General features: G+C 45.7%; 29 protein-coding genes and 1 riboswitch. Of the genes, 12 read left to right on the top strand and 17 right to left on the bottom strand.

Going from position 1 to position 26329, the window contains the following annotated elements:
- Positions 1 to 30: 30 nt before the first annotated feature.
- From CES81_RS00605 to CES81_RS00595, 3 genes are all read right to left on the bottom strand, one after another.
- Positions 31 to 660 (bottom strand): glycoside hydrolase family 73 protein, encoded by a 630-nt coding sequence (locus CES81_RS00605; protein WP_089120267.1) that lies wholly within the window; start codon positions 658 to 660, stop codon positions 31 to 33.
- Positions 661 to 745: 85 nt separating this feature from the next.
- On the bottom strand, positions 746 to 1723 hold the full coding sequence (locus CES81_RS00600; protein ID WP_089120266.1) for a linear amide C-N hydrolase: 978 nt from the start codon (positions 1721 to 1723) through the stop codon (positions 746 to 748).
- A 4-nt stretch (positions 1724 to 1727) separates the two neighbouring features.
- Entirely contained in the window at positions 1728 to 1973 is a 246-nt protein-coding gene (locus CES81_RS00595) for a hypothetical protein (RefSeq protein ID WP_089120265.1), read from the bottom strand.
- A gap of 254 nt (positions 1974 to 2227) precedes the next feature.
- Here CES81_RS00595 and CES81_RS00590 point away from each other — a divergent pair, with 254 nt between their 5' ends.
- On the top strand, positions 2228 to 4942 hold the full coding sequence (locus CES81_RS00590; RefSeq protein ID WP_089120264.1) for an MMPL family transporter: 2715 nt from the start codon (positions 2228 to 2230) through the stop codon (positions 4940 to 4942).
- Positions 4943 to 4995: 53 nt separating this feature from the next.
- Here the strand turns inward: CES81_RS00590 and CES81_RS00585 are convergent, their stop codons facing one another.
- Positions 4996 to 5451 carry a MerR family transcriptional regulator gene (locus CES81_RS00585; protein WP_089088392.1) on the bottom strand — a complete coding sequence of 152 codons (456 nt, stop codon included), beginning with the start codon at positions 5449 to 5451 and terminating at the stop codon, positions 4996 to 4998.
- A gap of 247 nt (positions 5452 to 5698) precedes the next feature.
- Here CES81_RS00585 and CES81_RS00580 point away from each other — a divergent pair, with 247 nt between their 5' ends.
- Complete coding sequence (locus CES81_RS00580) at positions 5699 to 6187, top strand: C40 family peptidase (protein ID WP_089120263.1); 489 nt, start codon at positions 5699 to 5701, stop codon at positions 6185 to 6187.
- Positions 6188 to 6264: 77 nt separating this feature from the next.
- On the opposite strand, the gene CES81_RS00575 is transcribed toward CES81_RS00580, so the two are convergent.
- Positions 6265 to 6687 (bottom strand): GNAT family N-acetyltransferase, encoded by a 423-nt coding sequence (locus CES81_RS00575; protein WP_089120262.1) that lies wholly within the window; start codon positions 6685 to 6687, stop codon positions 6265 to 6267.
- A gap of 116 nt (positions 6688 to 6803) precedes the next feature.
- Between CES81_RS00575 and CES81_RS00570 the strand changes: the two genes are divergently transcribed.
- On the top strand, positions 6804 to 7733 hold the full coding sequence (locus CES81_RS00570; RefSeq protein ID WP_089120261.1) for a VOC family protein: 930 nt from the start codon (positions 6804 to 6806) through the stop codon (positions 7731 to 7733).
- Between the two features lie 129 nt (positions 7734 to 7862).
- On the opposite strand, the gene CES81_RS00565 is transcribed toward CES81_RS00570, so the two are convergent.
- Entirely contained in the window at positions 7863 to 8519 is a 657-nt protein-coding gene (locus CES81_RS00565; RefSeq protein WP_089120260.1) for a histidine phosphatase family protein, read from the bottom strand.
- A gap of 203 nt (positions 8520 to 8722) precedes the next feature.
- Between CES81_RS00565 and CES81_RS00560 the strand changes: the two genes are divergently transcribed.
- Positions 8723 to 10858, top strand: a complete 2136-nt coding sequence (locus tag CES81_RS00560; RefSeq protein WP_180949682.1) for an LTA synthase family protein — start codon at positions 8723 to 8725, stop codon at positions 10856 to 10858.
- A gap of 125 nt (positions 10859 to 10983) precedes the next feature.
- Here the strand turns inward: CES81_RS00560 and CES81_RS00555 are convergent, their stop codons facing one another.
- Positions 10984 to 11976, bottom strand: coding sequence for an NAD(P)/FAD-dependent oxidoreductase (locus tag CES81_RS00555; protein ID WP_180949676.1), 993 nt, complete (start codon positions 11974 to 11976; stop codon positions 10984 to 10986).
- A gap of 21 nt (positions 11977 to 11997) precedes the next feature.
- Positions 11998 to 13017 (bottom strand): PrsW family intramembrane metalloprotease, encoded by a 1020-nt coding sequence (locus tag CES81_RS00550; RefSeq protein WP_089120257.1) that lies wholly within the window; start codon positions 13015 to 13017, stop codon positions 11998 to 12000.
- A gap of 263 nt (positions 13018 to 13280) precedes the next feature.
- Here CES81_RS00550 and CES81_RS00545 point away from each other — a divergent pair, with 263 nt between their 5' ends.
- Positions 13281 to 14240, top strand: coding sequence for a nucleoside hydrolase (locus tag CES81_RS00545; RefSeq protein WP_089120256.1), 960 nt, complete (start codon positions 13281 to 13283; stop codon positions 14238 to 14240).
- Between the two features lie 87 nt (positions 14241 to 14327).
- Here CES81_RS00545 and CES81_RS00540 read toward each other — a convergent pair whose 3' ends face one another.
- From CES81_RS00540 to pyrF, 4 genes are read right to left on the bottom strand one after another with little or no spacing between them, the layout of a single operon-like run.
- Positions 14328 to 15137, bottom strand: coding sequence for a Cof-type HAD-IIB family hydrolase (locus tag CES81_RS00540; protein WP_089088383.1), 810 nt, complete (start codon positions 15135 to 15137; stop codon positions 14328 to 14330).
- A 53-nt stretch (positions 15138 to 15190) separates the two neighbouring features.
- Positions 15191 to 15997, bottom strand: coding sequence for a Cof-type HAD-IIB family hydrolase (locus CES81_RS00535; protein WP_089120255.1), 807 nt, complete (start codon positions 15995 to 15997; stop codon positions 15191 to 15193).
- Between the two features lie 15 nt (positions 15998 to 16012).
- Positions 16013 to 16657 carry an orotate phosphoribosyltransferase gene (gene pyrE / locus CES81_RS00530; protein WP_089120254.1) on the bottom strand — a complete coding sequence of 215 codons (645 nt, stop codon included), beginning with the start codon at positions 16655 to 16657 and terminating at the stop codon, positions 16013 to 16015.
- 2 nt (positions 16658 to 16659) lie between these two features.
- Positions 16660 to 17370 carry an orotidine-5'-phosphate decarboxylase gene (gene pyrF / locus CES81_RS00525; RefSeq protein ID WP_089120253.1) on the bottom strand — a complete coding sequence of 237 codons (711 nt, stop codon included), beginning with the start codon at positions 17368 to 17370 and terminating at the stop codon, positions 16660 to 16662.
- A 271-nt stretch (positions 17371 to 17641) separates the two neighbouring features.
- Between pyrF and CES81_RS00520 the strand changes: the two genes are divergently transcribed.
- The 5 genes from CES81_RS00520 to CES81_RS00500 all read left to right on the top strand — a co-directional run bounded on the left by CES81_RS00520 (position 17642) and on the right by CES81_RS00500 (position 22217).
- Entirely contained in the window at positions 17642 to 18865 is a 1224-nt protein-coding gene (locus tag CES81_RS00520; RefSeq protein WP_089120252.1) for an MFS transporter, read from the top strand.
- Positions 18866 to 18932: 67 nt separating this feature from the next.
- A riboswitch (TPP riboswitch) is annotated at positions 18933 to 19022 on the top strand.
- Positions 19023 to 19127: 105 nt separating this feature from the next.
- Entirely contained in the window at positions 19128 to 19700 is a 573-nt protein-coding gene (locus CES81_RS00515) for an ECF transporter S component (RefSeq protein ID WP_089120251.1), read from the top strand.
- 15 nt (positions 19701 to 19715) lie between these two features.
- On the top strand, positions 19716 to 21155 hold the full coding sequence (locus CES81_RS00510) for an ABC transporter ATP-binding protein (protein ID WP_089120250.1): 1440 nt from the start codon (positions 19716 to 19718) through the stop codon (positions 21153 to 21155).
- Positions 21152 to 21808 (top strand): energy-coupling factor transporter transmembrane component T family protein, encoded by a 657-nt coding sequence (locus CES81_RS00505; RefSeq protein WP_089120249.1) that lies wholly within the window; start codon positions 21152 to 21154, stop codon positions 21806 to 21808. Before CES81_RS00510 ends, CES81_RS00505 begins: the two co-directional genes overlap by 4 nt.
- A 49-nt stretch (positions 21809 to 21857) precedes the next feature.
- A complete protein-coding gene (locus tag CES81_RS00500; protein ID WP_089120248.1) occupies positions 21858 to 22217 on the top strand; it encodes a hypothetical protein in 360 nt (119 codons plus the stop codon).
- 97 nt (positions 22218 to 22314) lie between these two features.
- Here CES81_RS00500 and CES81_RS00495 read toward each other — a convergent pair whose 3' ends face one another.
- Entirely contained in the window at positions 22315 to 22908 is a 594-nt protein-coding gene (locus CES81_RS00495; RefSeq protein ID WP_089120247.1) for a hypothetical protein, read from the bottom strand.
- A 103-nt stretch (positions 22909 to 23011) separates the two neighbouring features.
- A complete protein-coding gene (locus tag CES81_RS00490) occupies positions 23012 to 23605 on the bottom strand; it encodes a C40 family peptidase (protein WP_180949675.1) in 594 nt (197 codons plus the stop codon).
- Between the two features lie 284 nt (positions 23606 to 23889).
- Between CES81_RS00490 and CES81_RS00485 the strand changes: the two genes are divergently transcribed.
- On the top strand, positions 23890 to 24078 hold the full coding sequence (locus tag CES81_RS00485) for an LBP_cg2779 family protein (RefSeq protein ID WP_089088373.1): 189 nt from the start codon (positions 23890 to 23892) through the stop codon (positions 24076 to 24078).
- A 91-nt stretch (positions 24079 to 24169) separates the two neighbouring features.
- Here the strand turns inward: CES81_RS00485 and CES81_RS00480 are convergent, their stop codons facing one another.
- Positions 24170 to 24661, bottom strand: a complete 492-nt coding sequence (locus CES81_RS00480) for an O-acetyl-ADP-ribose deacetylase (protein ID WP_089120246.1) — start codon at positions 24659 to 24661, stop codon at positions 24170 to 24172.
- A gap of 9 nt (positions 24662 to 24670) precedes the next feature.
- Positions 24671 to 24847 carry a hypothetical protein gene (locus CES81_RS13425; RefSeq protein ID WP_179211622.1) on the bottom strand — a complete coding sequence of 59 codons (177 nt, stop codon included), beginning with the start codon at positions 24845 to 24847 and terminating at the stop codon, positions 24671 to 24673.
- A 143-nt stretch (positions 24848 to 24990) separates the two neighbouring features.
- Between CES81_RS13425 and CES81_RS00475 the strand changes: the two genes are divergently transcribed.
- Complete coding sequence (locus CES81_RS00475; RefSeq protein ID WP_089120245.1) at positions 24991 to 25830, top strand: DegV family protein; 840 nt, start codon at positions 24991 to 24993, stop codon at positions 25828 to 25830.
- A 155-nt stretch (positions 25831 to 25985) separates the two neighbouring features.
- Here CES81_RS00475 and CES81_RS00470 read toward each other — a convergent pair whose 3' ends face one another.
- On the bottom strand, positions 25986 to 26321 hold the full coding sequence (locus CES81_RS00470) for a hypothetical protein (RefSeq protein ID WP_089120244.1): 336 nt from the start codon (positions 26319 to 26321) through the stop codon (positions 25986 to 25988).
- Positions 26322 to 26329: the final 8 nt, after the last annotated feature.

Genomic DNA, 26329 nt, shown 5'->3' with positions numbered 1-26329 from the left:
TGGTCGCAAGTAGGAAGTCTCAACGTTTTTTTAGTAACCATCGAACCGATTTAAGCTGTAAGTGTTAATGACGCTAACTAGTTTTTTGGCGTAGGACGGATCCGTTGCATAGCCATTTTGCTGCAGCAGTTTGGCCGCCGTGCGGTAGTTCGTCACGTGAGGTGGTAAAAACCGCTGGGCAACCACGGCATCGTGATCCAATATGGCAGCCGCTAAGTTAGGGTAGACCCGAAAGTTCGCGTTGATCCGTTCCTCTTTCCCGTTCACGTATTCGCTGGTGGGAAACGACTTTGTGTGCCCATTATAGCTGCCCTTAATACCAAAGGGGTTATTTGCCTCTTGATACAGTTGCGAGTGTCCCCAATTGGACTCAACAATGGCTTGAGCAATCACGATACTGGGCAAAACTTGATGATTGTCCTTATAGACGTTAACTGCGGGTTTTGCCACCGAATTAATAAAGCGGTGCTGCTGGCGCTGTTCAGGTGTTTCAGATTTAGCCGGCTTACTGGTTTGGGTTCGTTGATCAGCTATATAATTATCCATCACATAGCGTACACCCATCCCGCCGCCAATGACAAATAGCGCTAACAGAAAGATGATGGTCGCGGTCCCCTGGGAATTATTCTTTTTTCGACTACGGCGTCTTTTCTTTGCCAAAAACTGCGTCTCCATTCTTCAAAAACTGACATACTTTTAAACTTAGTTTAACATGCGACGCCGTTCAACAAGAATTAATAATTCATTAATTTAGCTTAGATACCTGCAACTTGTCAGGGACCTGATAAAGCTTGGGCGTTTTGCGCTGCAGCAATTTCGGCGTCAGCTGTAATTTAACCATTCCTAACCGATTATAGGGTTCATAATAATACGAAAGCGATTCGGTTACCGTTGCTGCTCGGTAAACTGAATAATTCTGCTGATAAGCCGTACTCTTGGGCACACTGACACCATTTAAAAGGTGCCACATACTGACAATGCCGGACGCTTCATCAGCTGGCTGATCAGTTCTTTCCTTATAATAAGCTGCTCGAATAAAACGCGAACCTGGGGTATACGACCCAGCGGGAATTTTCTTACCCGAGAAACTGCCAGTAGTCACCCGCGGTGTGTTCAATGCCACCGTGCCATTCTCAAAGGCTGGCGTAAAGGTCATATAATCTTTCAACTGGTTGAGTTGCCGCTTAAAATCGTAGGCATTCGTCAGGATTCCCAACGGATTTTCGTATATTTTTAACGGCTTTGCTGAGGTTTCGATTGCAACGATCCGTCCCGTTGCATCCGCCGCAACGTAGTGCAGTTCCGGATGTCCATACGGCTTAAATGCCCGTTCGCCGCTCATCAGCTGAATTTCATCCATGTGCGCCTCAATTTCAGCAATCGACTTAAAATGGCCTAACAGATACAGCGGCAATTCAAAGGGTGCAATGGAATGTTTGTTCAGATCCGGCTGATCTTCAAAAAGCGCCCCGTTAGCAAAAGTGAGTTTTTGAACACTCAAGCCAAATTCGTTAATGCCGTCAGAAATGTCAATTTCATCATCGTGAGCACCGCCGCTGCCAATAATGGCGTAACGATTTTGATAAGCTTGATTATCGTACACCGACCGCCATTGAAATTGACGGGGAACAAAAACGGGCCTAGCACCTAACACGTGCCAATCCATTGTCCGACCCAGGACGTGAGTGCCATCGATTGCAATTTGATAGATGCTAGTACACATATTGCTACCCCTTTTTTATTTGACTCAGTTTGGTTAAAGCCTGTTCGAACCGTTCGTCAATTTTTCTCTGCGCTGTTTCAGAAATTTGCTTGGCCGCCTGATTTTTTGCAAGTATGGGTTCTGCAACCTTTAAATAGGTAAACAAAACTTGGCTGACATCTAAATGATAATCGGCAGCTAACTGTTTCGCAATCTCAAATCGACGATTGGTATTTAATCCGGCAAAACGACTTTGATCGTGCTTCGGCATTCTCTTCTTCCACCCTTCATTTCGAAAAGTCTAATTATAAGCAAACTTTGACTTAAATAGAAGCAATTTGACTTCAAAATATCTTTGACGACAGAAAGCTAAAGTGGAATAATTGAGCTTTTGAGCCATCAACCAGTCCGAATGTTAATTATTTCAGTTTTGGGAATTGAAATACAAAGCTTTATCGGCTATGTTAATATAGTAGTTACATATATGCGTCTTCAATGGCGACATTTTAAGGGAGATATTATTCAATGAAAGAGCGGATACGTCAGTTACACAATCATCGAATCTTTTCATTGCTGTTTTGGCTCATTGCAATCTTTGTTGCAATCGTCATGATGCCCAACACCTCTGATATGATTCAAACAAAGGGTCAGCCGCAATTGGCTAATAACAGCCAGCCCATGGTGGCAAGAAGTATGCAAAACACCTGGGGACGCAACATTTCCGGCACCTATAAAGTTACAGCAGTTTTCAATAATCCTAACGGTAAGTTGTCCGCAGCGCAACAGGCTAACATCAATAAAACTGTTCAACGATTATCTGAGAAACAAAGGACTTACGGGATTCAGTCCATTCAGACCATGACCACTAATCCCGCTGCTAAGAGCCAGTTTTATTCGAAGGATGGTTCTACTGAAACCGTTCAACTAGCCATTGCCCAAAATCAGGGTGATTTCCGGACGCTCGCTAAACAGTTACGAACGCAGATTCGAACTTCGGGTCTGTCCACTTATCTGACCAGTCCCGAACTAGTTAACGATGCAGCAAACGAAAACATCAGCCGTGTCACTACTTTTACCGCAATTCTCGGCTTCATCTTAAGCCTACTGATCATCGGTGTCATCTTTAAATCCTTGATTGCACCATTGATTTCGACCTTATCGATGTTAATGATGTACGCCGTCTCGTTAGGCATCATCAACAATTTAGCTGATCACACCAGCTTCCCGTATTCGGAGTACCTGCCCTTATTAACGCTTCTACTGACACTCGTACTTGGGACGTTAGGGCACTACTACCTCTTTAACGCGTTCAAACAAAGCGTGGCCGATGGGCAGGAACCCGAAGAAGCCACTACCCACAGTGTCCACTCGATTCGCAATTTCTTGTTGATCCTCGGCGGAGCACTAACGATTATTTTCGCTAGTTTTTACGCCTTCGGTTTTTCAACGATCCGCGCAATGTCTGGCTTAGCGATCGTCACAGTGGTCACTATTATCGGTCTTTACACGATTGCCCCCATTTTCATGCAGCTTCTTGGTGATCGCTTCTTCTGGCCAGCAGTTGATTTACCTTCACAGCCGCACCGTTTCTGGAACTGGATGGCCCGTTTCGGTCTCTGGCAGCCATTTATCGCAATCATTGCTGTTCTCTACGTGGTTGGTCCCTTTGCGATCCTGTACCGCGATAACCTGAACTTTTCAGCTGCCAAAACGGTGGCACCGACCAATGAAGCGGTTGCTGGGATGCGAGTACTCAACGCCCATTTTGGCGAAGGGAAGGCAACGCCGGTTACGGTTTACATTAAAAATAAGGACCGGGTCGACAACGAAAAGGCCCTTCTTCAAATCGATAATTTAACTACCAAGTTAAAATCAATGCCGGGTGTTGCTGGCGTAACGTCATTGACTCAGCCCAACGGTCAGCCGATGAATGAATATTACGTCAACACCCAGTTGAACCAAATGAATATGACCCTTAAAGGTGCTACGGATCAGCTGACTCAGCTTCAATCGGATTTAAAGGGTAACCGGTCTGATTTGAGTCAAGTTAAGTTAAGTGAATCCGCCGATAAGCTTGACAGTTTAGTTTCAAGAACGAACCGTCTTTCTGATGACACCAGCACCGTTCGGTCACAAGTTTCCCAAGTTGCTGGACGTGCCAGCGTTTCACAAAGTGCATCCGCCTCTCGCCGGGTTAGAAATTACCAGCGCTTACTGAACTTAGTCAGCAGCCAACTCCAGACCGTCGAAAGTAACATGCGCGTACTTAACGATGAAGCAACTTCCGCTGGTAATACTGGTCAAAGCGTTCAAAGCAACGTTTCCGACTACGCCGCTCAAGTTTCTTCCGTCAAGAGCAGTCTAAAGAAGACGACCACCAGTATGAACGGGCTGATCAAGTCATACAATAACATTTACAGTTACTTATCTGCTCTGCAGGCCTCCGACGCTGCCAAAGTTTATTACATTACTCCTGAGCAGCTGACTGGCATGCAGTTCCAGCAGTCACTTTCCGATAACACCAGCCAGGATTACAAGACTACCCAGTTGCAGGTTTACTTGAAGCATTCAGCATCAAGTCATAATAACGCAGCAACGATCAAACAGCTGCAGGCCGAAGTTAAGACCCAGCTGCAGGGAACGTCCTTAGGTCAGGCTAAGGTTGCCTACACTGGTCAGCCAGTTGTTCAAAACACGGTTGAACATTCTGTCAGAACTAATGCCGGTTGGGTGCTGTTAACCATTGGCATCATTACTTTCCTGATCATTGCTTTAATCAGCGGTTCCGTCCTACAGCCGATTTACTGGTTGGCAAGCTTAGTACTAGCAGTAATGGGCGGCGTTCAGCTGGCACAGCTCACAAGTCACTTCATGTCTGGTGACCCGAGTTTCAACTGGCAAGTACCGTTTATTGCCTTCGTGCCATTACTGGTTATCAATACCAGTTTGCTGATTCAACTCGCCATTAGCTACCGCTTTAGGGATTCGAGCTTAATGGACTGGCTGGAGCCGGGGGTCAGTTCTCTTGGACAAACGCTTCGCTACCAGCTCTTCACTACCATTGTGATTTGCTTAGTCCTGTTTAGTGCCAATTTTGCCCCACTAACACAGGCTGGTCTGATCATCTTGTTTGCAACAGTCATTTTCGATATTATCTTACCAATCATCGTCACATCGGTTGGCAAGTTAACCGTGACTTTGCCTTCAATGCGACCGCATTTGAAGCGTCACGCAAAATAGAAGTCATTAAAAAAAGAACGATCAAAACAGTGTTATCTGTTTTGATCGTTCTTTTATTTTACTTCATCATTATTATTTTTAGTTGCTGGTCGAACCTCATAGCTGGCTTCGCCATTTTCGTACAGACCATAAAGAATTTTAGTTTTAGCTTTATCAAAGTAACCCAGGTTTAAAAACATCTTGCCATCAATAACTTCAACCCCGTCAAAAGCCACTTGAAAGAACTTTCTCGACAGCGAAATTTCTTCTTCAATACTGCGCATTTTCTCAACGGCTGCCGGAAGCCGGTACCCTTCGTCCTGCAATTTTTTTATAATACTGACCTGAATAAAAGTGTGAAAATCATAAACCCGCGCTTTGTTTTGGTCATCACGAGTAATGGCTGAAATATAGCCACGCTGCTCCCAGTATCGAAGCTGGCGGGATGATACACCTGTCATTCGGCTCAGTTCACCAATTCGAAATACAAAACTATCGAAATTTACTAAATTAGGGATTCGATATTTCATCTCATAACCGCCTCTCAAATATTGCCCCTTTATTATTTCACATTCTGACTTATTGAGCAAAGTGAGTTGCTTGAATCATTCAAATAGTAGGGGTCAAATGGCTCATTTGTGAAAATTATTACGTAAATTACAGTATCAAAATGATTGTTTAACGTCATTGACACTGCTTTGTTACAAGAATGAAATAATTAACACGTACACTAATCATTGTACATAAAAAACGGAAAAGTTAGGGGTTTCTAGTTCAATGAAGAATTTATTCACAAAAAGTATCATTGCCATCGTGGCATTCTTTAGTTTAGCAGTTGCTGGTAGTCAAATGACCACCGCACACGCTGCAAGCACGGACGCATCTTACAGTACCGTTTACAAGACAGCAAAGCAAAATTTAGGCAAGCCATACGTTTGGGGTGCTACTGGTCCTTCTGCATTTGATTGCTCCGGATTTACCGGTTACGTTTATAAAAAAGCAGCCAAGATTACCATTCCACGGACAGCTCAAGCACAATACAATGCTTATAAGCATGTCAGTGGCCCAAGTGTTAAAAAGGGTGACTTAGTTTTCTTCGGTTACAGCACAGGTAGCATTAGCCACGTTGGTTTATACGTTGGTCACGGCAAGATGATCGATGCACAAAACCGCGGTGTTGTGAAGGAAAGAGTTCATGCACCATGGTGGCACGTTGTTGGTTACGCACACGTGACAGACTTCAGTACCACTGCTTCACAAGATTAATTTGCACATATAATAAAAACGTGATATCAACTGATATCACGTTTTTTTAATACCCTTAGAATAAAGCTTTAAATAGGCTACACCTGCTTAACCATCTTCACGTGTTTAATGCCCACCTCTTCAAACGGCTCACCCGTTTGCTGGAACCCAAGCTGGGTGTACAACCCGATAGCTGTTACTTGCGCGTTCAACTCTAAAAACGTGCCGTCAGCCATTTCCGCAATTACTTGTTGCAGCAGCATGTTGGCGTAACCGTGGTGGCGAAACGGCTTCAAAGTGGCCACCCGCTGAATGCGCGCCGTATGATCTTCCAGGCGAATCCTAGCGGTCACGACTGGCTGATCATTCACGTAGCCGACGTAGTGAATCACTTGATCGTCTAAACCATCAAATTCTAACTTTGCTGAAATCCCCTGCTCCTTTACAAACACCGTCTGACGAATACTGACAGCATCCGTGTAGACCTGATTGTTAGTGCCTGCAGCTGACTCAATTTTCATTACTGACACTCCTTTTAGATTATATTATACCCTAATTCTGATAAGCGAAATACACGGGATTTTAGCGGTCATATGCTATACTTGGAGCAATAAAATGACGAAAGCAGGCGACGGTCGTGCAAACTCATCACATTTCACTTTTGACAAAAAACGCTAAGCAAAATATCCATCTTTACACCTATGTTTTAGGTTTACGGCTAGTCAAAAACTCTGTTAACCAGGAGAACATCCATATCCGCCACTTATTTTACGGCGACTACTTAGGCACCCCTGGTTCCGTGATCACCTTCTTTGTCCTGCCCCTCCTCGGCCACCGGACAGACGGCAATCACTTCATCAATGGCATTCGTTTAGCCATTCCAACCGGCAGCAAAGCCTTCTGGAAAGAGCGACTATCCAACACGGGTATTACCGTAACTGAAACCAGCGAAGGCCTTGCATTCGCTGATCCTGATCAGATTCCCATTACCATGATCGAGACGGACCATCAGTTGACCGAGTGGCAAATCGTTCCCCATAATGGCATCGAGCCTAAGTATCAAATCAGCCGCTTTTTAGGTACCGAGCTCCACGTGCCAGACGTGAGCGCCTCACAGATTTTTTTTGAAAAATTATTACACTTAACTGTCACCAACAACGTGGTTGAACTGGAGGGGGTCGAACAAATCAAACTCGTGCCAACACCCGACTTTAGTCAGGTAACCCGGTTCGGTCGCGGTTCAATCGACCACGTTGCTTTACGAGTAGCAGATGAAGCCGAACTAGTGCACTATTATCACCTGGCCGAAGAACAGGGCTGGGACATCGAAATGTACCGTGATCGCGGCTGGTTTAAGAGTCTCTACATTCGCGAACCCGGTGATAATCGCATCGAATTAGCAACGCCTACCCCCGGGTTCAGTTTGGATGAATCCATCCTAAAGCTGGGCAACAGTCTCGGGCTGCCGCCAAAATTTGAATCACTGCGGCCAACGATTATGGCCTACTACGCCAAGCAAGGAATTGATTTTAGCGATGACGGTGATTTGAGCTGGCAGGATCATTAAGTCAACCTTACTGATTAGGCTGCGCCAGGCGAACAGTTACAATTAAAAAAGCCCACCAGAATTCTCGTGAACTTGAGAATTTTGGTGGGCTTTTCTTAATCTTCGCTCTCTAACTGCTTGGTTTCACACTTACTTGTTATAACTTTCCACGATCACATCGTCATCCGTCAATGTAAGATTAGTCAAACTGCCGTTAGCTGGGCGTACGGTCAAGTCATACTTACCGCCGCCGTAACGCTCCATTAGGCTCAAAAGTGTATTGCCGTGACTGATCAAGAGGACGTTATCGCCGTCTTTGAGATGCGCATTATGCCGAATCAAATCAAAGCCTTGATCCACCCTTGCCCAATACTCCTCGTTATTTTCAGCTTGATGAAAGGGGTCGGCTTCCTTTAAGTAATCCTTGGCCTTACCGATGGAGTACTTGGTAACAATGTCTTTAAACGTTGGCAAGCCGTGAGGTGCACCGGCCAGATACCAGGCTTGTGCCATATCATTGCCCTCATAATAGCCGTAAAATTCTTCCCGGAAGAACATGGTCGTTTGCGGTTCTTTAATATTAGAAGCCTGATTTTCCTTTAAAATTAATTTTGCAGTATCCATTGCTCGGGTAGTATCGCTGCAATAAGCAGCATCAAAATGGATATCAGCTAATCGTTTACCCGTAGCCACCGCACCATCAATGCCCTTTTGTGTGAGTGGTGAATTACTCCAGCCCTGTAATTTATTATAAATATTAAAATAAGTTTGCCCATGACGGACAACGTATAGATTGAGTTTTGTCATTGCTTGGGACCTCATTTCTTTAGTTAATTTAAGTATATCACCATCTCTAAGGAACTAAAGTGCAAAATGAAAGCGTTGCCTATCCCTGATTACTTCTTACATTTTGATAAATTTTACTGCTAATTCAGCACAGGGCTCAAAAGTCTGCTAAACTTATGAACATTAATACATCATCGTTAAAAGGAGTCATTATTTTGCAGTTCATAAAGCGCTTATGGCAAAGAACAAATACGCGGCTTGGTTTCGCGACCCTGTTGCTGATTTGTTTTTGGTTAAAAACACTGCTTGCCTACTTCGTTGATTTCCACGTTACGCTCAACGATCCGCTACAAGTAATTTTATATATTTTAAACCCGATTCCCACTGCCATCATCTTCTACAGCCTGGCGTTTTACATTAAGCGTACCCGGCTGTTTTATACGTCAATTATTGTCCTGGATATCTTGAATACCGTTCTGCTTTACTTGAACGTCATTTATTACCGTGAATTCACCGACTTCATGACCGTGGCCACCATGTTGGGCTACAACAAAGTCAATCAGGGACTCAGTGGCAGTTCCGTCGCCCTCACCAGTTTTCACGATATTTTCTTCTGGCTGGACCTCGTCATTATCGTTGGCTTACTCCTCACTAGAAGAATCAAGACTGACAATCACAAGCTAAACTGGCGCGCAGGTTTCGCCGTTACTTCAATTGGTTTTCTAGTCTTTGGTTTTAACATGGCTATTAGTGAAATGAACCGGCCTCAATTACTGACCAAGACCTTTGACCGCTCATACGTGGTTAAATATCTGGGATTAGATTCGTTTACCATTTACGATGGCCTCAAAACTCAGCATAACAGTGATGTGCGTGCGACAGCAAAAAAATCTCAGCTCACCGATATTTTAAAGTTTGTCCATAAACATTACGCCAAGCCCAACTCAGCCTACTACGGCAAAGCCAAGGGTAAGAACGTGATCGTCCTGCATCTCGAAAGTTTTCAGCAGTTTATGATTGACAAAAAAATCGACGGTAAAGAAGTGACGCCATTTTTAAATAAGCTCTACCACAGTCAATCAACTTATTCCTTCGACAATTTCTACCACCAGGTTGGCCAGGGTAAAACCAGTGACGCTGAAAACATGCTGGAAACCAGTACCTATGGTTTACCTCAAGGATCACTGTTTGCACAGCTCGGCAGCGATAACACCTTCCAAGGTGCCCCATCGATCCTGAAACAAAAGGCCGGATATACTAGTGCCGTGTTCCATGGCAACGTGGCCAGTTTCTGGAACCGGAATAACACGTATAAAAATCTCGGGTATCAATACTTCTTCGATGCCAGCTACTACGATACTTCGGGGGATAAGTCCCTTGGTTTCGGCTTGAAAGATAAGTTATTGTTCAACGATTCCGTGAAGTACCTGCAGCGCCTTCAGCAGCCATTCTATGTTAAATACCTGACGGTCACTAACCACTTCCCGTTCTCACTTGATAAAGAAGACCGAGATGATGGGTTTAAGGGCCCTAATACCGGCGACAAAACGGTTGACCACTACTTTGAGACCGCTCATTACTTGGACGAATCAATCAAAGAATTTTACAGCTATTTGCATAAAACCGGTTTGGATAAAAAGAGTATCATCGTTTTGTACGGTGATCATTACGGTATTTCTAACTCTGAAAACACTAGTCTCGCCAAGCTTTTGGGTAAGAATCCTAGTACTTGGAACGACTTTGACAACGCCCAGCTGCAACGGGTCCCATTAATGTACAACATGCCCGGCACGAAGGGTGGCTACATTGACCACACCTACGGCGGTGAGATCGACGTTTTGCCAACGCTATTACATTTGTTGGGCATCAGTACCAAGCAGTACATTCAATTTGGAACCGACCTCTTTTCAAAGCAGCACGATACGGTCGTTGCCTTTCGAAATGAGGATTGGGTCAGCGATAAGTACACCTGTCTGTCCGGTGTCGTTTATGACAACAAGACGGGACAGGAACTGCACCCGAATAAGAAGTTGCAAGCAAAGATCAATCAAATGCAGGCTAAGGTCAAGCTTGAACTCAGCCTGTCGGATTCGCTTAACCAAAAAAACCTGCTGCGCTTCTACCACCCTAAGGGATTGAAACCCGTTGACCCACGCAAGTATAACTATGCTAATAGTCTGAGTAAGGAAATTAAGATTGAACGTCGCTTAAAGGGTAAGTCCACCAGTCTTTACAGTTTGAATGGCAATAAATCAACGCAATCGGACTACCAGACGGATGCGCCGGAATTGCACCACAAATCAACGGATACTAACCGAATCAAGATTACCAATCCGGACGATACGAGTGGCGATAAGTAATGCTTTTACTGTAAATCGACAACTAACAAAATAAACGCCATCCCAAATTTTATCGGGATGGCGTTTTTGGGTTGAAACACATTTAGCTGATGTTAAAGTTTGACTCTTTGTGTTAAAAAAACAGTTTACTTTTGTCGAATGATCGATGAAGAATGCATTGGGCCACGCCGATCAGGGTAGAGTGACGCCATAATGGCATTTACCGCAATTGGTGCCTCACCATAAGCGGTAGCAATCAACGCCTGTTTGCCAGGGTACGTCACACTATCACCGATTGCATAGATGCCGGGCACACTGGTAGCCATTTGCGTATTTACTTTAAACAAGCGGTGATCTGTCTCCAAATTGATTTCCCAGCCATCGACGGTTTTATGGTCGGAAGTAAAGCCGTAGCTAACGATCACATCGTCAACTTCAATGGTTTGCGTTTCATCTTCCGAACGCATTTTCTTGATGGTGACCAGCATGCCGTTATCCGTTTTTTGAATGGTGTTGATCATGTAAGGCGTTTGAATATCAATGGTAGAATCCTTGACCTGAGCGACCGTGTGTTCCAAAGCTCGAAATTCGTTTCGCCGATGAACCAGATGAACCGATTTAGCCACTGGCTCTAACATTAAAGCTTCATCCAAGGCGGAGTCGCCGCCGCCCGCGATCAATACCCGGTGTCCCTTGAAGTGGTCTAAATCCGTGATGGCGTAAAATAAACTTTTGCCTTCGAATTCTTTGACGTTATCAATGGCTAGTGGCCGCGGTGAAAAAGAACCGTTGCCAACGGCGATCAGCACCGTTTTCGAATGGGTCACTTCACTGGGTGTCGTGACGGTAAAACCGTCTTCGGTCTGCTCAATATTGGTGACGGTTTGGTCCGTTTTAACATCGATTGGAAACTGTTTAAACTGTTCCAGTTGCTGATCGATCAAGTGCTGGGCTTGAATGTCCGGAATCCCAGCCACATCCAGGATCCTTTTTTCTGGATACAGCGCACTTACTTGTCCACCTAAAACGGGAAGGCTTTCAATCAGCTGTGCAGAAGCTTCCCTTAACCCTGCGTAAAAACCGGCAAAGATACCGGCGGGGCCTCCGCCAATAATGGTTAAATCGTATTGTTTATCCAATTTCGACACCTCTCCAAACGTTTAATTAATAATATGCTGTCCCTGTAATGTCCTTACTTCACGCAGACCGGCGTCAATCAGGACAAAGATGACGATCCAGCCAACGATGATAATCAGCCACTTTTGAATATCAAAGTCTGATAGCCACGGCATTGGCGCCTGCCAATCCCAGCCGGCATGCAGCAAAACGGCCAACAAATAAAACCGCAGAAACTTTGGCCGCACCATCGTTTTTCCCTTGACCGGCTTATGACGGCCCTTGGCCAAAATAATGGCAGCACCAATCATGGCTGACCAAATGGTGTGGGTGCCGATGGCTTGCCAGCTCCGTACAAACAGGGTAACTAATCCAAATTCACCGGTATACCCGGAAGTCTCAAAGACAGCAAAACCGGCACCGACACACGCGCCGATCAGCATCCCGTTAAAAATATAGTTCACTCTGAAACTGTTGATAAAATAGCCAATAATTAACAGTTTGCCAGTCTCTTCAATGAAGCCGATCGTTAGCGCTGAGCCCAAGTCGACACCGTTTCCCGAAGGAATGATCTGATACAAGACCATAGTGGCTACCAGGGAGGCGATGCCGCCAATCAGAAATACTTCCGTCGCCTGAAAGACGGAGATATTTTTATACACGTTAATTTCAAAAAACATGATGGCTAATGAAAACGGCACTGCCAGCGAGCCAATGAAAACCATACCGGGAACGGCCTTATCACTATGGAAAACTAAAAATAATAATGTCAGTAACCCAAAGCTTAACCCTAATAATGCTAAAACCCGCGAGAAGACCCACGGCTTAACCGGTGCTGAGGAAACTGCCGATAAACTGGGCGTGGTCGTCTTCGTTCCAACGATAAAGAGTGCATCCGCATCGTCTTTATCGTGGCGCTTAAACACTTCCGAAAACATCCGGAATAAGTGAATTTCAACGGCAGTATCATCACCCGTCCACTCATTGAGTTCCTTAGTAGCATCATCCAGGAGGCTTTCTTTACGCTTCTTTTTTAACTGTTCTTCTGATAAGTTCTCAGTCATGATTTGCCCCCAACTGCTTGCTTCTTTCGTAGTGCTGAACAAAAATATTGTACCACATGTCTTCGACAGCCAGTAGCCGTGTGTGTCCCGATGTGGTTTTCAACCCCCTGTCGGTTTTCAGCTAGACCCCCGACAATCCCCGAATTCACTGGTAAATTTCTTGTATTTGTCTGCTTCTTCACTTATCATTAAAGGGTATAGTGCAGTGCTTTCAATAATATCAAAGAGCAATGAGGTATAAATTGTTCAATGGAGGTTTTCTGATGGCTACAAAAAAAATGATTTTGGATCTGGATACGGGTATTGATGATTCACTAGCAATTGCCTATGCCTTGGCAGCTCCAAACGTTGATTTAATTGGTATTATCGGTTCATATGGTAACGTCTACGTTAAGGACGGCGGTATCAACTCACTTAAGATTTTGGAATTATTGGGTGCTCCTGATGTCCCCGTTTATCTCGGTGAAAGTCACTCCCTTACAAGTGACCACTTCGACCGGATGGCAGTCAGTGCTCGAATTCACGGTGAAAACGGGATCGGTCAAGTTGAACTGCCAGACCCTAAACGTCAATTAGAGACCACTTCTGGCGTGGACTTCTTGATTGATTCAGTTAAGAAATACGGTAAAGACCTGACCTTAGTCCCAACTGGTCCAATGACCAACCTAGCTACGGCACTTAAAAAGGCCCCGGAAATTGCTACTGAAATCGGCAACGTCACCTTTATGGGCGGTGCTTTAACCGTTGAAGGTAACGTTAACGCTTACGCAGAAGCAAACATTAACCAGGATGCCGAAGCTGCTAACGCCGTTTTCACTAGCCCAATGCAGTTAACGATGGTTGGTTTGGACGTTACTTTACGGACCCTGTTAACGCGTAAAGAAACGTCTCAATGGCGTGAGTTGAACACCAAAGCTGGTACTGCCTTCGCTGATATCGTTGATTATTACATTGAAGCTTACGAAGAAACTAACCCGCAAGTTCCTGGCTGCGCGCTGCATGACCCACTGGCCGTTGGTGTTGCCTTAGACCCAAGCTTCATTACCACACTGGGACTGAACATGTTCGTTTCTACCGACAAAGAAACCTACGGCCGGACGATCGGTGACCAAGCTCGCTTAGATCAGCCTAAGACCAACGTTAACGTCGGCATCAACGTTGATGCTGACCGTTACTTAGCAACCTTCATGAAGTACTTAACTGGACTATTTGCTAAGAACTAGCATTAAAACTAAAAATTAAAGTATCGTAAAAGAGCACCTGATTCCAGCTAGGAAATCAGGTGCTCTTTTGCTGATGAATAGCGATGCTTAACTTAGTTTAAAATACTTATCAACAAACTCCGCTACACCGTCTTCTTCATTCGTTCCGGTGTGGTACTTGGCCAATGCCGCAATTTCTGGTTGAGAGTTTGCCATAGCAACGCCCACGGCAGCTTTTTGCAGCATACCGGCATCGTTTTCCGCGTCACCGAACGCCATCAAATTACTTTCATCCCAGCCGAAGTGCTGCAGTAAAGCGTGCAGGCCGACTGCTTTATCCGTTGTCAGACTCAAGAATTCCAAAATATGCGGCTGTGACCGAACCACGTGATAAAGCTGATAGTTCTTACGGAGATCAGGCGTTAACTCAGCGGCCATTTTATCCAATAAGGCCGGTTTTTGGGAAGCTACAGCCTTCGCGTAAGTCTGTTCAGGCAGTTCTTCAAAAGTGGTTGGTTCAAATTTAATGTCACCATTCAGTTTATAAGTTGACTTCATTAAATCAGTAATTGGGTAGACCTTTTCAAAGCTCAAAACATCAAGCGGGTAATTATTTTGCTTACAAAAATCATAAATAGGCTCCAAATCAGCCTTACTCATCCCCTGCTTAGCGATTGCTTGACGCGAATTATTGTTGATCACCAGGGCACCGTTAAACGTAATAGTGTAGTCATCATCCGCCGTCAAACCAAGCTGTTCAATAAAGTGCCAAATCACGTTAATGGGTCTTCCCGTACACATAACCACCTTAACGCCCTTCGCGGATAATGCTTTCAACGCTCTTTCGTTGACCTTACTGATTTTTTTATCGTTGGTGAGTAACGTATTGTCTAAGTCTAAAGCCACTAATTTAATCATTTTGTCCACCTCATTATTGAATTCATCATTAATTTAGTATAACGCTTTTAACACTATTTGAGGAAATCTTCAATAATCGCGAGGACACCGCTCTCATTATTTGATAAGGGTGTCGTTAAATTGGCTTGCCGCCGAACTGCTTCAGGTGCATTTTTCATGATGTACCCGTACTTTGCTTGCTGCACCATTTCTAAATCGTTACCCCTATCTCCAAAAGCCAGCGTCTCATCGTGACTGATCTGCCAAATCTGCTGCAGTTTTGACAAGCCGTACGCCTTATTAACCTGGGGCAAGATCACGTCGATCCCGCCCAATCCACTGGAGGTCGCACGTAATTTACCGCCAAAGGCCTGGTTCACTAAGGCTTCCTGCGCGGAAACGTCAAACGAAGGCCACGTAATGTCCACCTTATAAATCGCATCCGTGACTTCCGTCAGATCCATAACGTGGGTCAAATTACCATAAAAATAACTCGACTGCTTAAACCGTTTGGACGATGCCAACATTTCCGTCCAAGCTGCCTGCCGACCAGAAAGCAGCACCCAAGCCTTTTCAAACAGGGGCTGAGTCCGGATCCAGCTTAAGAACGCCGTCAACACCGGCTGGGGGATCACGTCTTCACTGATCGTCCGTCCGTTGGCCACAATGTGTGCCCCGTCCTCAGCTAAATACGTTATTTCACCAGTCAAGTCAGTGAAATACTGGGGCAAGTGGGGATACTGATTACCACTGGCCACCACAAACCGGACACCTTGTTCCTGCATCTTAGTTAACAGCCGTTGAAAACGTGTATGATCATAATCACTGTGATCGTTTAAAAAGGTCCCATCCATGTCAGTCGCGATTAATTTAATGGACACGGCAAATCATCTCCGTTACTTAGTTTGAGCTGGCTGCCAGTGCCACGGATCCTTTCGCCACTGCCGCAGTGAATCGAGTTCGTCTTGATCAATGTCATGGTTTTCGTTAGCCAACTGAATCAGCGTACTGTAATTTGTCAGCGTGTGCAAGGAAAGTTCTGCTTTAGCAAAGTTTTCGGTGCTGTCTGGCAATTCGTAAGAAAAGATTCCAAGAACGCCGAGCACCTCTGCACCAGACCGCTGAACGGCTTTGGCGGCGCCTAACACGCTGCCACCGGTTGAAATGAGGTCATCAATCAAGACCACTTTGTCAGTAGCTAAAATCTGCCCCTCAATCTGCTGGCCTGTTCCATGATCCTTAGGCTTTGAGCGCACGTAACTCATCGGCAGCTCCAGCTTGTTGGCCACAATGGCAGCGTGGGGGATCCCGGCTGTCGCAACACCGGCAATGACGGTTGCTTCCGGGAAATTAGCCTTGATGTAAGCTGCAAGACCATCCGCAATGTGCGTTCGGACTGCTGGAAAAGCAATCGTCCGGCGATTGTCGGTGTAAATCGGTGCCTGGATGCCGCTGGCCCAAGTAAAGGGTGCTTTAGGGGATAAGGTCACAGCATTAATATCTAGAAGATCCTTAGCAATTTGACGCGCAATTTCTGTCATAGTCATAGCTCCCATTCTTTAGCAATTTTACGATATGCAGCTGCTGGATCAGCTGCTTTTGTAATCGAACGGCCGACTACCAGCCCGTCACTGCCCAGTTCAGCAGCCTGAGCTGGCGTAACCACCCGCTTTTGATCATCCGCACTATCACTGGCTAACCGGATACCGGGATTGATACACAGAAACTCATCACTCGTAGAACGGTGAATCATCGGGTCTTCAAGGGCTGACGAAATGACCCCGTCCGCACCGTTGCCCTCCGCTAGTTGGGCGTAGTGCCGAACCGACTCCGTTAAACTGGCGTTGACCAGCTGTTCAGTCCGCATTTGCTCTTCGGAAGTGGACGTCAGCTGGGTAATCGCCAGCAACTTGGCAGGCTTGACGCCAGCTTTCTGACTGCCACGCAATAGTCCCCGTTTAGCCCTGCTGATCATTTCCGCACCACCGGCCGCATGGACCGTGACCATGGAAACTTCCTGCTGTCCCAACTGATACATCGCCTGTTCAACGGTATTGGGAATATCGTACAGTTTCAAATCCAGAAAAACTTGAATGCCGCGTTTCCGTAATGCCAGCAAGATTTTGGGCCCCTCAAAGTAAAAGAGTTCCATCCCCACCTTTACAAATAATTGATCCTGGTGTTCAAACTGATCAAGAAAGCTGAACACCTGCTCACGGTCTTCAAAATCTAACGCAATAATGATGGGTCGCATACGTTTTCTCCTTTCTGCACAAAAAAACCGTCTAGCTCGAGCGCTAAACGGTTCACTGATACCACTAAAAAAGTGGTCTTCTGCCGTAAACTTGTTAGTCTCTCTGGGCTAAGTTAAAGATATCTTGCATTGAGTTTACATCAGTCCGCTAGCCAGCGTCAAGAAGGACTTGTATTCGTCAATAAACTATGGCACAATACCAGCGATGGTTAGAACCATAACCGCAAAAATAACAAGTGCCAGTGAGCACTTATTTTGGAGGCAACTAAATATGGAAACTACTGTACAACGCCACGCACTAAGCAAGAACCAAAAGTGGACGATCGCTTCTACCTCGGCAGGATTTGCACTGGAGAACATGGACGTTTTATTCCTCTCCTTCGCACTTTCTTCCATCATCGCTGATTTACATATCAACGGTGCTCAGGCAGGGCTGATTTCATCGATCACTAATTTGGGCATGCTAGTGGGTGGTATTTTATTTGGGGTCATCGCTGACCGCTTTGGCCGGGTACGGACCTTCTCGCACACCGTCTTTATTTTTGCTTTTGCCACTGCTGCCATGTACTTTGCTAATAGCATTACCCTGATTTACCTCTGCCGTTTCATCGCCGGTATCGGTGCCGGTGGTGAATACGGCGTCGGCATCACGCTGATCGCCGAAAACTTTAACCATCATAAAATTGGCAAGATGACGTCCATCGCTGCCATTGGCGGCCAACTGGGTGCCATTCTGGCGGCAATCTCCGCTGCCTTCATTATTCCGGCATTTGGCTGGCGGGCACTGTTCTTGTTCGGCTTGATCCCCGTCGGTTTGACCTACTTCATCCGTCGGCACCTGCACGAAAGCAACGAGTTCCTGGCTGCTAAAAAGGCCGAGGCCGACCCCAATAAGCGGGTACGGATCAGCGCGCTGTTTAAAACACCGAAGCTGGCCTACCAAACCATTGCCCTGAGTGTTATGGTCATCGTGCAAATTGCGGGGTACTTTGGCCTGATGAACTGGTTACCGTCAATCATGCAGCAAAAGCTTCACCTCAGTGTTTCCGGTTCTTCAATCTGGATGATTGCAACCATCGTCGGTATGAGCATCGGCATGATGACGTTTGGTAGCATCCTGGACTACTTTGGTCCGCGATTAGCGTTTGGCATTTTCCTGGTTTGCTCTGCTTTAGCAGTATTTAGTATCACACTGGCTGTCAACGAGGTGACTCTATTGCTTGCCGGCGCAGTACTGGGTTTCTTCTCCAACGGCATGTTTGGGGGCTATGGCGCCGTCATCTCCCGTCTCTATCCAACCGAAATCCGCTCAACTGCTAATAACGTGATCGTCAATATTGGCCGTGCAATTGGCGGCTTTTCCAGTGTTGCAATCGGTTTTTTGATGGACCACTACAGTTTAATCGTCGTCATGGGCTTTCTGTCAGTGCTCTACCTCATCAGTTTATGCACGATGCTGACTATTCCGAACCTTAAGAAATTAGGCCGTGCTTAAAACCGTTGGACTCGTCGGCTGCCCACTTGCAAAAGCTGAGTAGGCCGTGTAAACTTAAGCGTGAACTAAACGTTATCTGGGGTGCCTTTTGGCTGAGATACACCCATTGAACCTGATCTGGACAATACCAGCGAAGGGAGCATAATGCATTTTAATTTTTAATTATAAAAGCCAAAGGGACGAGTCAAAGATAAACGTTTATCTTTGACTCTTTTTTTGCGTGGAAAACGTTTAGCGACAATTTATTAGGAGGCTTTACACGATGAAATATTCAAATGCTTGGCATTTACGTGACATTATCCTATTAACTTTGATCGCCATCTTCTTTGGGGTCATTTACTGGGTCGTCGGTCCGCTGTACAACGTTCTAACGGTTGCTTTGACCCCAATTGGTCTTGGACCGGGAGCCAACGACGTTGTGATGGGGATCTGGGTCATGGCCGGTCCGCTAGCGGGCTATGTTTTTAAGAAAGTCGGTTCCGCTACCCTGGGTGAGTTTCTCGGATCCGTGGTTGAAATGTTTCTTGGCGGTCAGTGGGGCGCTAGCACAATGATCTCCGGCGTTGTCCAAGGGGTTGCCTCCGAACTGGGTTTTGCATTTACCGGCTACAAGCGCTATGACTGGTTCAGCTTGAACCTGAGCGTGCTGACCACCACCATTGTCACTTTCGGTTGGGATATGATCCGTAACGGATACGCTCAGTATCATCTTGGACTGTTGATCGCCCTGTTCATCATCCGTTTGGTTTCCACTTGGCTCTTTGCTGGTGTGCTGGTTAAAGCAATTGTTAACCTGCTTGACCGAACACACTTAATGCAAACCCAAACTCGCTAGAATTGAGGTCACATCATGGCAACTATTTCGGTCAATCATTTATCGTTTTCCTATCCAACTGAAGACGGTCAAAAGCCGTTAACTCTGGCTGATCTTTCAACCACCTTTCCCAGTGGTGGCTTTTCGTTGTTGACCGGTCCTTCCGGTTCTGGTAAATCAACCCTGATGAAAATCATCAGTGGTCTTTACCCAAAGTTCGGCGGCTTGATTACCGCCGGTGAAGTTTGCTTAAACGGCACGAAAATCAGTAACATTCCCGAAACGGATCGTGGTCACCTGGTTGCGATGATGTTTCAAAACCCTAATCAGCAGTTTGCCATGGATACCGTAGAGCGTGAATTGATTTTTGCACTGGAAAACCAGTGCGTGCCACCAGCTGACATGATGGCTCGGGTAAACCGTGCACTGGACTACGTGGAAATTAACGAGCTGCGTCAACGTCAGCTGAATAGTTTATCCGGCGGTGAAAAGCAAAAAGTCGCGCTGGCGGTTATCATTGCGATGCAAGCGGACACGATTTTACTGGATGAACCCTTCGCTAGTGTTGATCCAGTTGCCCGTCAATTATTGTTAGCCAAGCTCGCCAAGCTGCAACATGAGGAACACAAAACAATTCTCATCTCTGATCATGACCTGGAAGACTATGACCACTATATTGACCATCTTTTCGTCCTTAATGCCAACGGCGATTCACTAAAATTATTGAGTGACGAAGCTGCCAAACAGAAACTGGATCACTTTAAGCGTCAGGACACTTCCAATCAAGAGCTGGGTTTACCTGCGACAACTGATCAGCCACTCATTCAGGCTCACCACTTAACCTTAACTGCAGGCAATTCAACTTTACTGGCACAGCCTGAAATCAATTTTTTTCAGCATCACATTACCTTACTAACCGGGGCTAACGGTACTGGCAAATCCACCCTGCTGCTGGCTATTTCTAAGCTTCACCAGTACGCTGGTTCACTGTTGCTGAACCAAAAGGAAATTGCCAAAATGAGGACCCGCCAGTTGTATCAGCAAGTGGCTCTCATCTTTCAGGACGCTGACCAGCAGTTTTTAAACGTGACCGTTTCGGAAGAATTAACTTTATCCCTGAAAAATAGCCGAACACCAGCTTATTTCAAAGAACGGCTGCCAGAATTTTTAACCAAATTGCATTTAGAAGACCTGCAAGATCACGTTGTTTACACGTTAAGCGGCGGTCAGAAGAAAAAGCTGCAGATCCTGGAAATGCTGATCATGGCTACGCCGGTTCTACTGCTTGATGAGCCGTTTACTGGACTGGATTTTAGTTCACTTCAGACCATTATCGCAATCATGAAACAAGTGACCCATGACAATCAGCAAACCTTGGTTATCGTCAGTCACCAGCTCTTTGGTTTGGATACCCTAGTCGACTACCACGTCACACTTACCAACAAACGATTACAGTATGTGGAGGAATTAGCGTGAATCCGAGTTTAAAATTCTTATTAGCCGTTTTGATAGCATTGGAAATTTCTTTCACCAGTACCTGGCTAGTCAACCTAGGGCTGGCTGTCATTGGCTTACTCATCATTCTCAGTAGTCGGCCAACGCTCAAACGCCTGGCAATGTTGTTCTTTGTCCCTTTAATTCCAGCTCTGGCGCTGGCAGTGGCCATCTTGTTGCAGTCAAATGCCGGCACGCATTTTGCACTGGTTCTGTTCACCCGGATCTACGCTTACGTTTTTGTCGGTTCAGCTGCCACTTTAACCACCACCGTTACCGATTTAGTCATGTCCTTGGAACAAAACGCACGTATTCCCAGTAAATTTGCCTACGGCTTTTTGGGTGCTTTTAACCTACTGCCTAAAATCGTCAGTGAAGTTAATGTCATTCGGGCAGCCGGCAATATGCGGGGACAGGTGCTGCATATTTGGTCGCCCCAGCTATACTTTAAAGCGATTCTTGCTTCACTGGACTGGTCAGAAAATCTTGCAGAAGCAATGACTTCACACGGCTTTACTGAAGGTGCGCCGCGGACTTATTTTAAACGGATTCGCATCCATTGGTGGGACTGGCTGATCTTTGCCGGTAGCCTGGCACTGCTTCAGATCGCGCTGTTTGGCCTGCACCTCCGGTAATTTGATTACCTCATTTTACTTAAAAGACTTATAATATTGTCTAAAGAAGGTGATCATTATCGCTCGAAAGCCACTCAAATTCACTACAGCATTCGGCGTCATCGTCATGGTACTGGGAGCGCTACTTGAACTGGGCGCGTTTTTCTACAACAACGGCAGTATGGTCAGTGCCGAGGCCGTCTTTACGGGGGCCATTGTTGTGACTGTCGGCCATGCCTTTTATGGCACTGATAACTTATTACTATCATTATTTTTAACGTTTTTCAGTTCAATTGGAATTGGCTATTATATTTTCGTTCAAACGCATAGCTGGCTGTGGACGATCATCGCTGCAATAGCATTCTTTGCTTTTATCATCACCCTGTTTGGGTTTAGATCATCCATCCGAAAAAAACACGGCATGTGGTAGTGCCATCCGCTCATTAGTTAAACCCAGGTCCATCAAAAAAACAATCTGCTTACCGTCAAGATTAACGGTAGGCAGATTGTTTTTAGTTCTTTTTAGTTTAATAAGCGTTCCCTACAACGGCATAAGTCACACCGCCATCAACTGACTTCAGCAATTGACCGCTAGCATTGGTCTTGAACCAGGCAATTGTCGGACTCGTGCTTGGATCAGCCCCCTTAGCCTGCATATTAGCCGACTGGTGGTTTTCCTGCACTTGAACAGTATAAGTACCGGATCCGGACTGACTAAATTGAAAAGCTAAATCTTGCGGCTTGTATTGACTGCTTAAAGACTGCGAAATGCGACTCGCAACCGACTGCTGAGTTACTGCCGGATGGGCTTTAGTCACCGCCGTCTTTGAGCCATTGTTGGTGTTTGTCTTAGCCTGACTAGTCTTAGTCTGCTGTGGCGCTGAAGCCGTATTTTCCTCAGCGGACCCACTGGCTTTGCCTGATTGTGCTGATGAGTCAACACTGGAAGCCGGTTTTTCTGACGTAGATTCACTGGTTGAACTCACGTGATTAGCTGTTTTTTTGGTCACCTTGGCAGTTTTAGTCTTAGCCGAGTCAGAATGTGACTTCGTCTGTGAACCGCAACCGCCAAGTAATCCCAAAACGGCTAAAGGTAAAACGACTTTAATTAATTGTTTCATAGCTTATCATTCGGCAAACTCATCCCACGGGTCTGCCTCTCCCCCTTAGTTATTTACGCCCATTATAACATGAGTCTCAATAGAAATAAGGGGTAAGTCAAGGTTACTTAACTGTCCCGGCAAAGCTTGGCATGAAGCTACTGCAGATTGTTTCAACATCCACGTTTTGCCCCGGTTGCGGCGCAGCTACGAACTGGTGGTTACCAATGTAAATGGCAACGTGGTGGGTCGCACCCGCCGAACCCCAGAAAAGCAGATCGCCAGGTTTCGCTTTTGAAACTGGTTTGGTCGTCACTTTACTTTCTTGCGTAACCGTATAATGACCGAGATGGATATCAGCAACGTGCGCGTAAACGTAATCCGTTAACCCGGAACAATCCATACCATGCAGCGATTCTCCGCCCCACACGTAAGGAATATTCATGCTAGCAAGTTTCTTAGCTAAGTTCACCACTGCTTTTGACCGTGAGGTTTGAGCAGTCTGACCACCGTTGATCACGGTATCAGCATGAACATCATCGGTTTGAATGCCAGCTGTACTGCTGCTTCCCTCAACCGCATCGTGGGCTGCCCGTGTGGCACTCTGGTGAGGCAAAGCCTGAATTTCAGAGCGCGTTGCGGCTGAAGCCGTCGTCACCGTTGTTCCAAATAAGGCGGTGACCGCTGTTAACATTAATAAACTGTGTGTCAGTTTCAAATTCATCACCTCATTTAATTATTGATGGTGTTAATTATACGTGGTCCACATCACGACAAGGTTACAGGATAATTGGGTTTATGTAACATCGGTTGATCTATCTTCCCCGAATAGAAGCTTAAGTTAGCCCATTGCAATCACTCATTTAGTTCTGTCTTATAGTTTGTAGCCTAATTCACATATCAAAACCGCTCTAAATCTTTGGCGGACTCCTAAAAATCGTATATAATAAAGTGTAAGTACAATTGTGTTTAGTTTTAAGTCATATCAGGTGGAGGTATATTATGGAGCAAGAAGTAAGCGGTATTGCAGAAAAAATTATTCAATATCAAAAGAAACATAATCTTACAGATACTGAACTGGCCTTAAATCTTCACATTACAGTTGAACGGTTGCACAATATTAAATCAATGGAAAGCAACCCAACCTCTGAAGAAACTGCGGTACTAAACCATTTTATCGGTGTAAACTAACTCATTGAAGGCAGCACAAGCAGTATGAGGACAATAGATAGGCAAAACCGCCTGTTTACCAGATCAACTCTGATAAGCAAGCGGTTTTTGATTATCCCATTGCTTTTTCAAACGCACGGTAAGTCGTTTCATCAAACGCCACCATTGTGACTTGAAGCGGCGCGTTAAACTGGCGAATCGCCGACACTGCAATTTGACAGGCATCAGCTAATGGGTACCCGTAAATTCCGGTGCTGATCGAAGGAAAGGCCACCGTTTGACAGTCGTTTTCCACGGCGCGCTTCAAACTATTCTCATAACAGCTGCGCAGTAATTTAGGTTCTTCAAAAGAGCCGTCACGCCATATCGGACCCGGCGTGTGAATAATGAACCGTACCGGTAAATTAAAACCGGGGGTTACTTTGGCCTCACCGGTTGGGCAGCCGTGGAGTTTCCGGCAAGCAATGTCTAACTGGGGCCCCGCAGCACGGTGAATGGCACCGTCAACCCCGCCACCGCCGACCAAGCCAGTATTAGCAGCATTAACAATGGCATCCCCCTTAAACTGCGTAACGTCACCCTTAATTAATTTTAAATCAGCCATTTTACCACCTCACTTCGTTTTTCTGGACCACCAGTGTTTCTTTGGCTGTTTTGACTGCGGCTGTTTGCCTTTACCCAACCTTGCCATCCCGACTCGCATGGGATTAGCAGCTAATTCGTTAAGGTTCAAAGGCGTCTTTTTTAAATCGGGCTCATCTGGATGATCATGTTTTTGTGTGTCAGTCATTTTTAAACCCATCTTTCATTTTTTGACCTTGTTTTACGGTATAATGTGGCTAGTACGTATATTTAGTATACAGCCAAACTTGAATTTGGTGAATGACGATGCCCTTTAGTTAAGGACATTGATTTTGTTAAAGAGGTGGCCTTATGTCTATTCAGATCGTAACGGACTCAACGGTACAGCTAACCGCGCAAGAATTAGCAACTTTGCCGATTACAGTGGTGCCATTGATCGTTCGTCTAGGAAATCACGAATTTTTGAATGATGGTAAACAAATTACGAACGCACAATTTCTCAGTCACCTAGTCAATGATGACGAGCTCCCTAAAACCAGCCAGCCTTCAATCGGCCAGTTCTTAGAGGTCTTTGACCGGCTCGGCAAAAATGGCGATGAAGTTTTGTGCCTAAACCTCACTCACTTTTTAAGCGGCACCGTTAACGCCGCCCGACAAGCAGCGCAAATGTCATCAACTAAAGTCACCGTTGTGGATTCTTTGTCAATTGACCGTGGGTTAGCCTTCCAGGTGATCACGGCTGCTAAATTGGCCCAAAATGGTGCGCCGCTGGAAACCATTCTAAATGCCATTGACCTGCACCGTTCCCATACTGAAATTTACGTTTTTCTCAACACCCTCGAAAATCTCATTAGGGGCGGCCGCATCAGTAAAGCAGCCGGCGGTATCGCCAACCTGCTGAATATCAAAGTTATGGCAGAAGTCAAAGATGGCGAATTAAGGGTTGCCGCCAAAGGGCGGGGCAAACGGTTTATCCGCAAACAAATCACCGACCTCGTTGAGCGCATTAAGTTACTTGCGCCAGCAAAAGTTGGCCTCACCCACGTGGATAATCTGACCCAGGCCAGTGAAGTGGCCAATCAAATTAAAGCTGCTTTACCAAACACCCTGGTCACGATTCATGAAGCCGGACCCGTCATCAGCACTTATACGAGTGTGGGGGCCCTGGCAATTGAATTCTATACAGACTAACATACGCTAAAACTTGGTAGTTACCAGCATTTAACCCAAAAAGAGTGCCCGTCCCGACAAACTTGCCGGAACAGGCACTCTTTTTGGGTTAATCTGAATTTTAGCGCACGCTTAAACGCTGTCGACTTACGCCGCAACTTCCTGCGTTCATTCAATCAACGTGATCGGTGCTGTTTTGCGTGTCGATTACGCTGACTATTTTCTGCGTGCTGGCGATCTTGCTGGTCTTTTTTGAGCTGTTCCAGCCGCTTAGCTTCAGCCTTTCGTGCTTTTTCCTTTTCAATTAATTTATTTTTGCGGTAATTATAGAGGGCAACGAGTACAAACCCGACGATCACCTGGAAGGGAAATGCGATAAAAGTGATTAACGAGTATGACTGATGCGTCAACTGCGGCGCGAATAAATCATACAAAATAAGCAAAATTGCCATTGGTACGATGATTGCCATCGTATCCTTAAACCATTTCGGCATTTTCTGCCATCTCTTCATCACAGGAG

This window comes from Secundilactobacillus pentosiphilus, assembly GCF_002217985.1.
In the GTDB taxonomy this organism is placed as follows: Bacteria; Bacillota; Bacilli; order Lactobacillales; family Lactobacillaceae; genus Secundilactobacillus; species Secundilactobacillus pentosiphilus.
The sequence above is the reverse complement of the archived record's forward strand: the minus strand, read 5'-3'. Positions and strand labels throughout refer to the sequence as shown.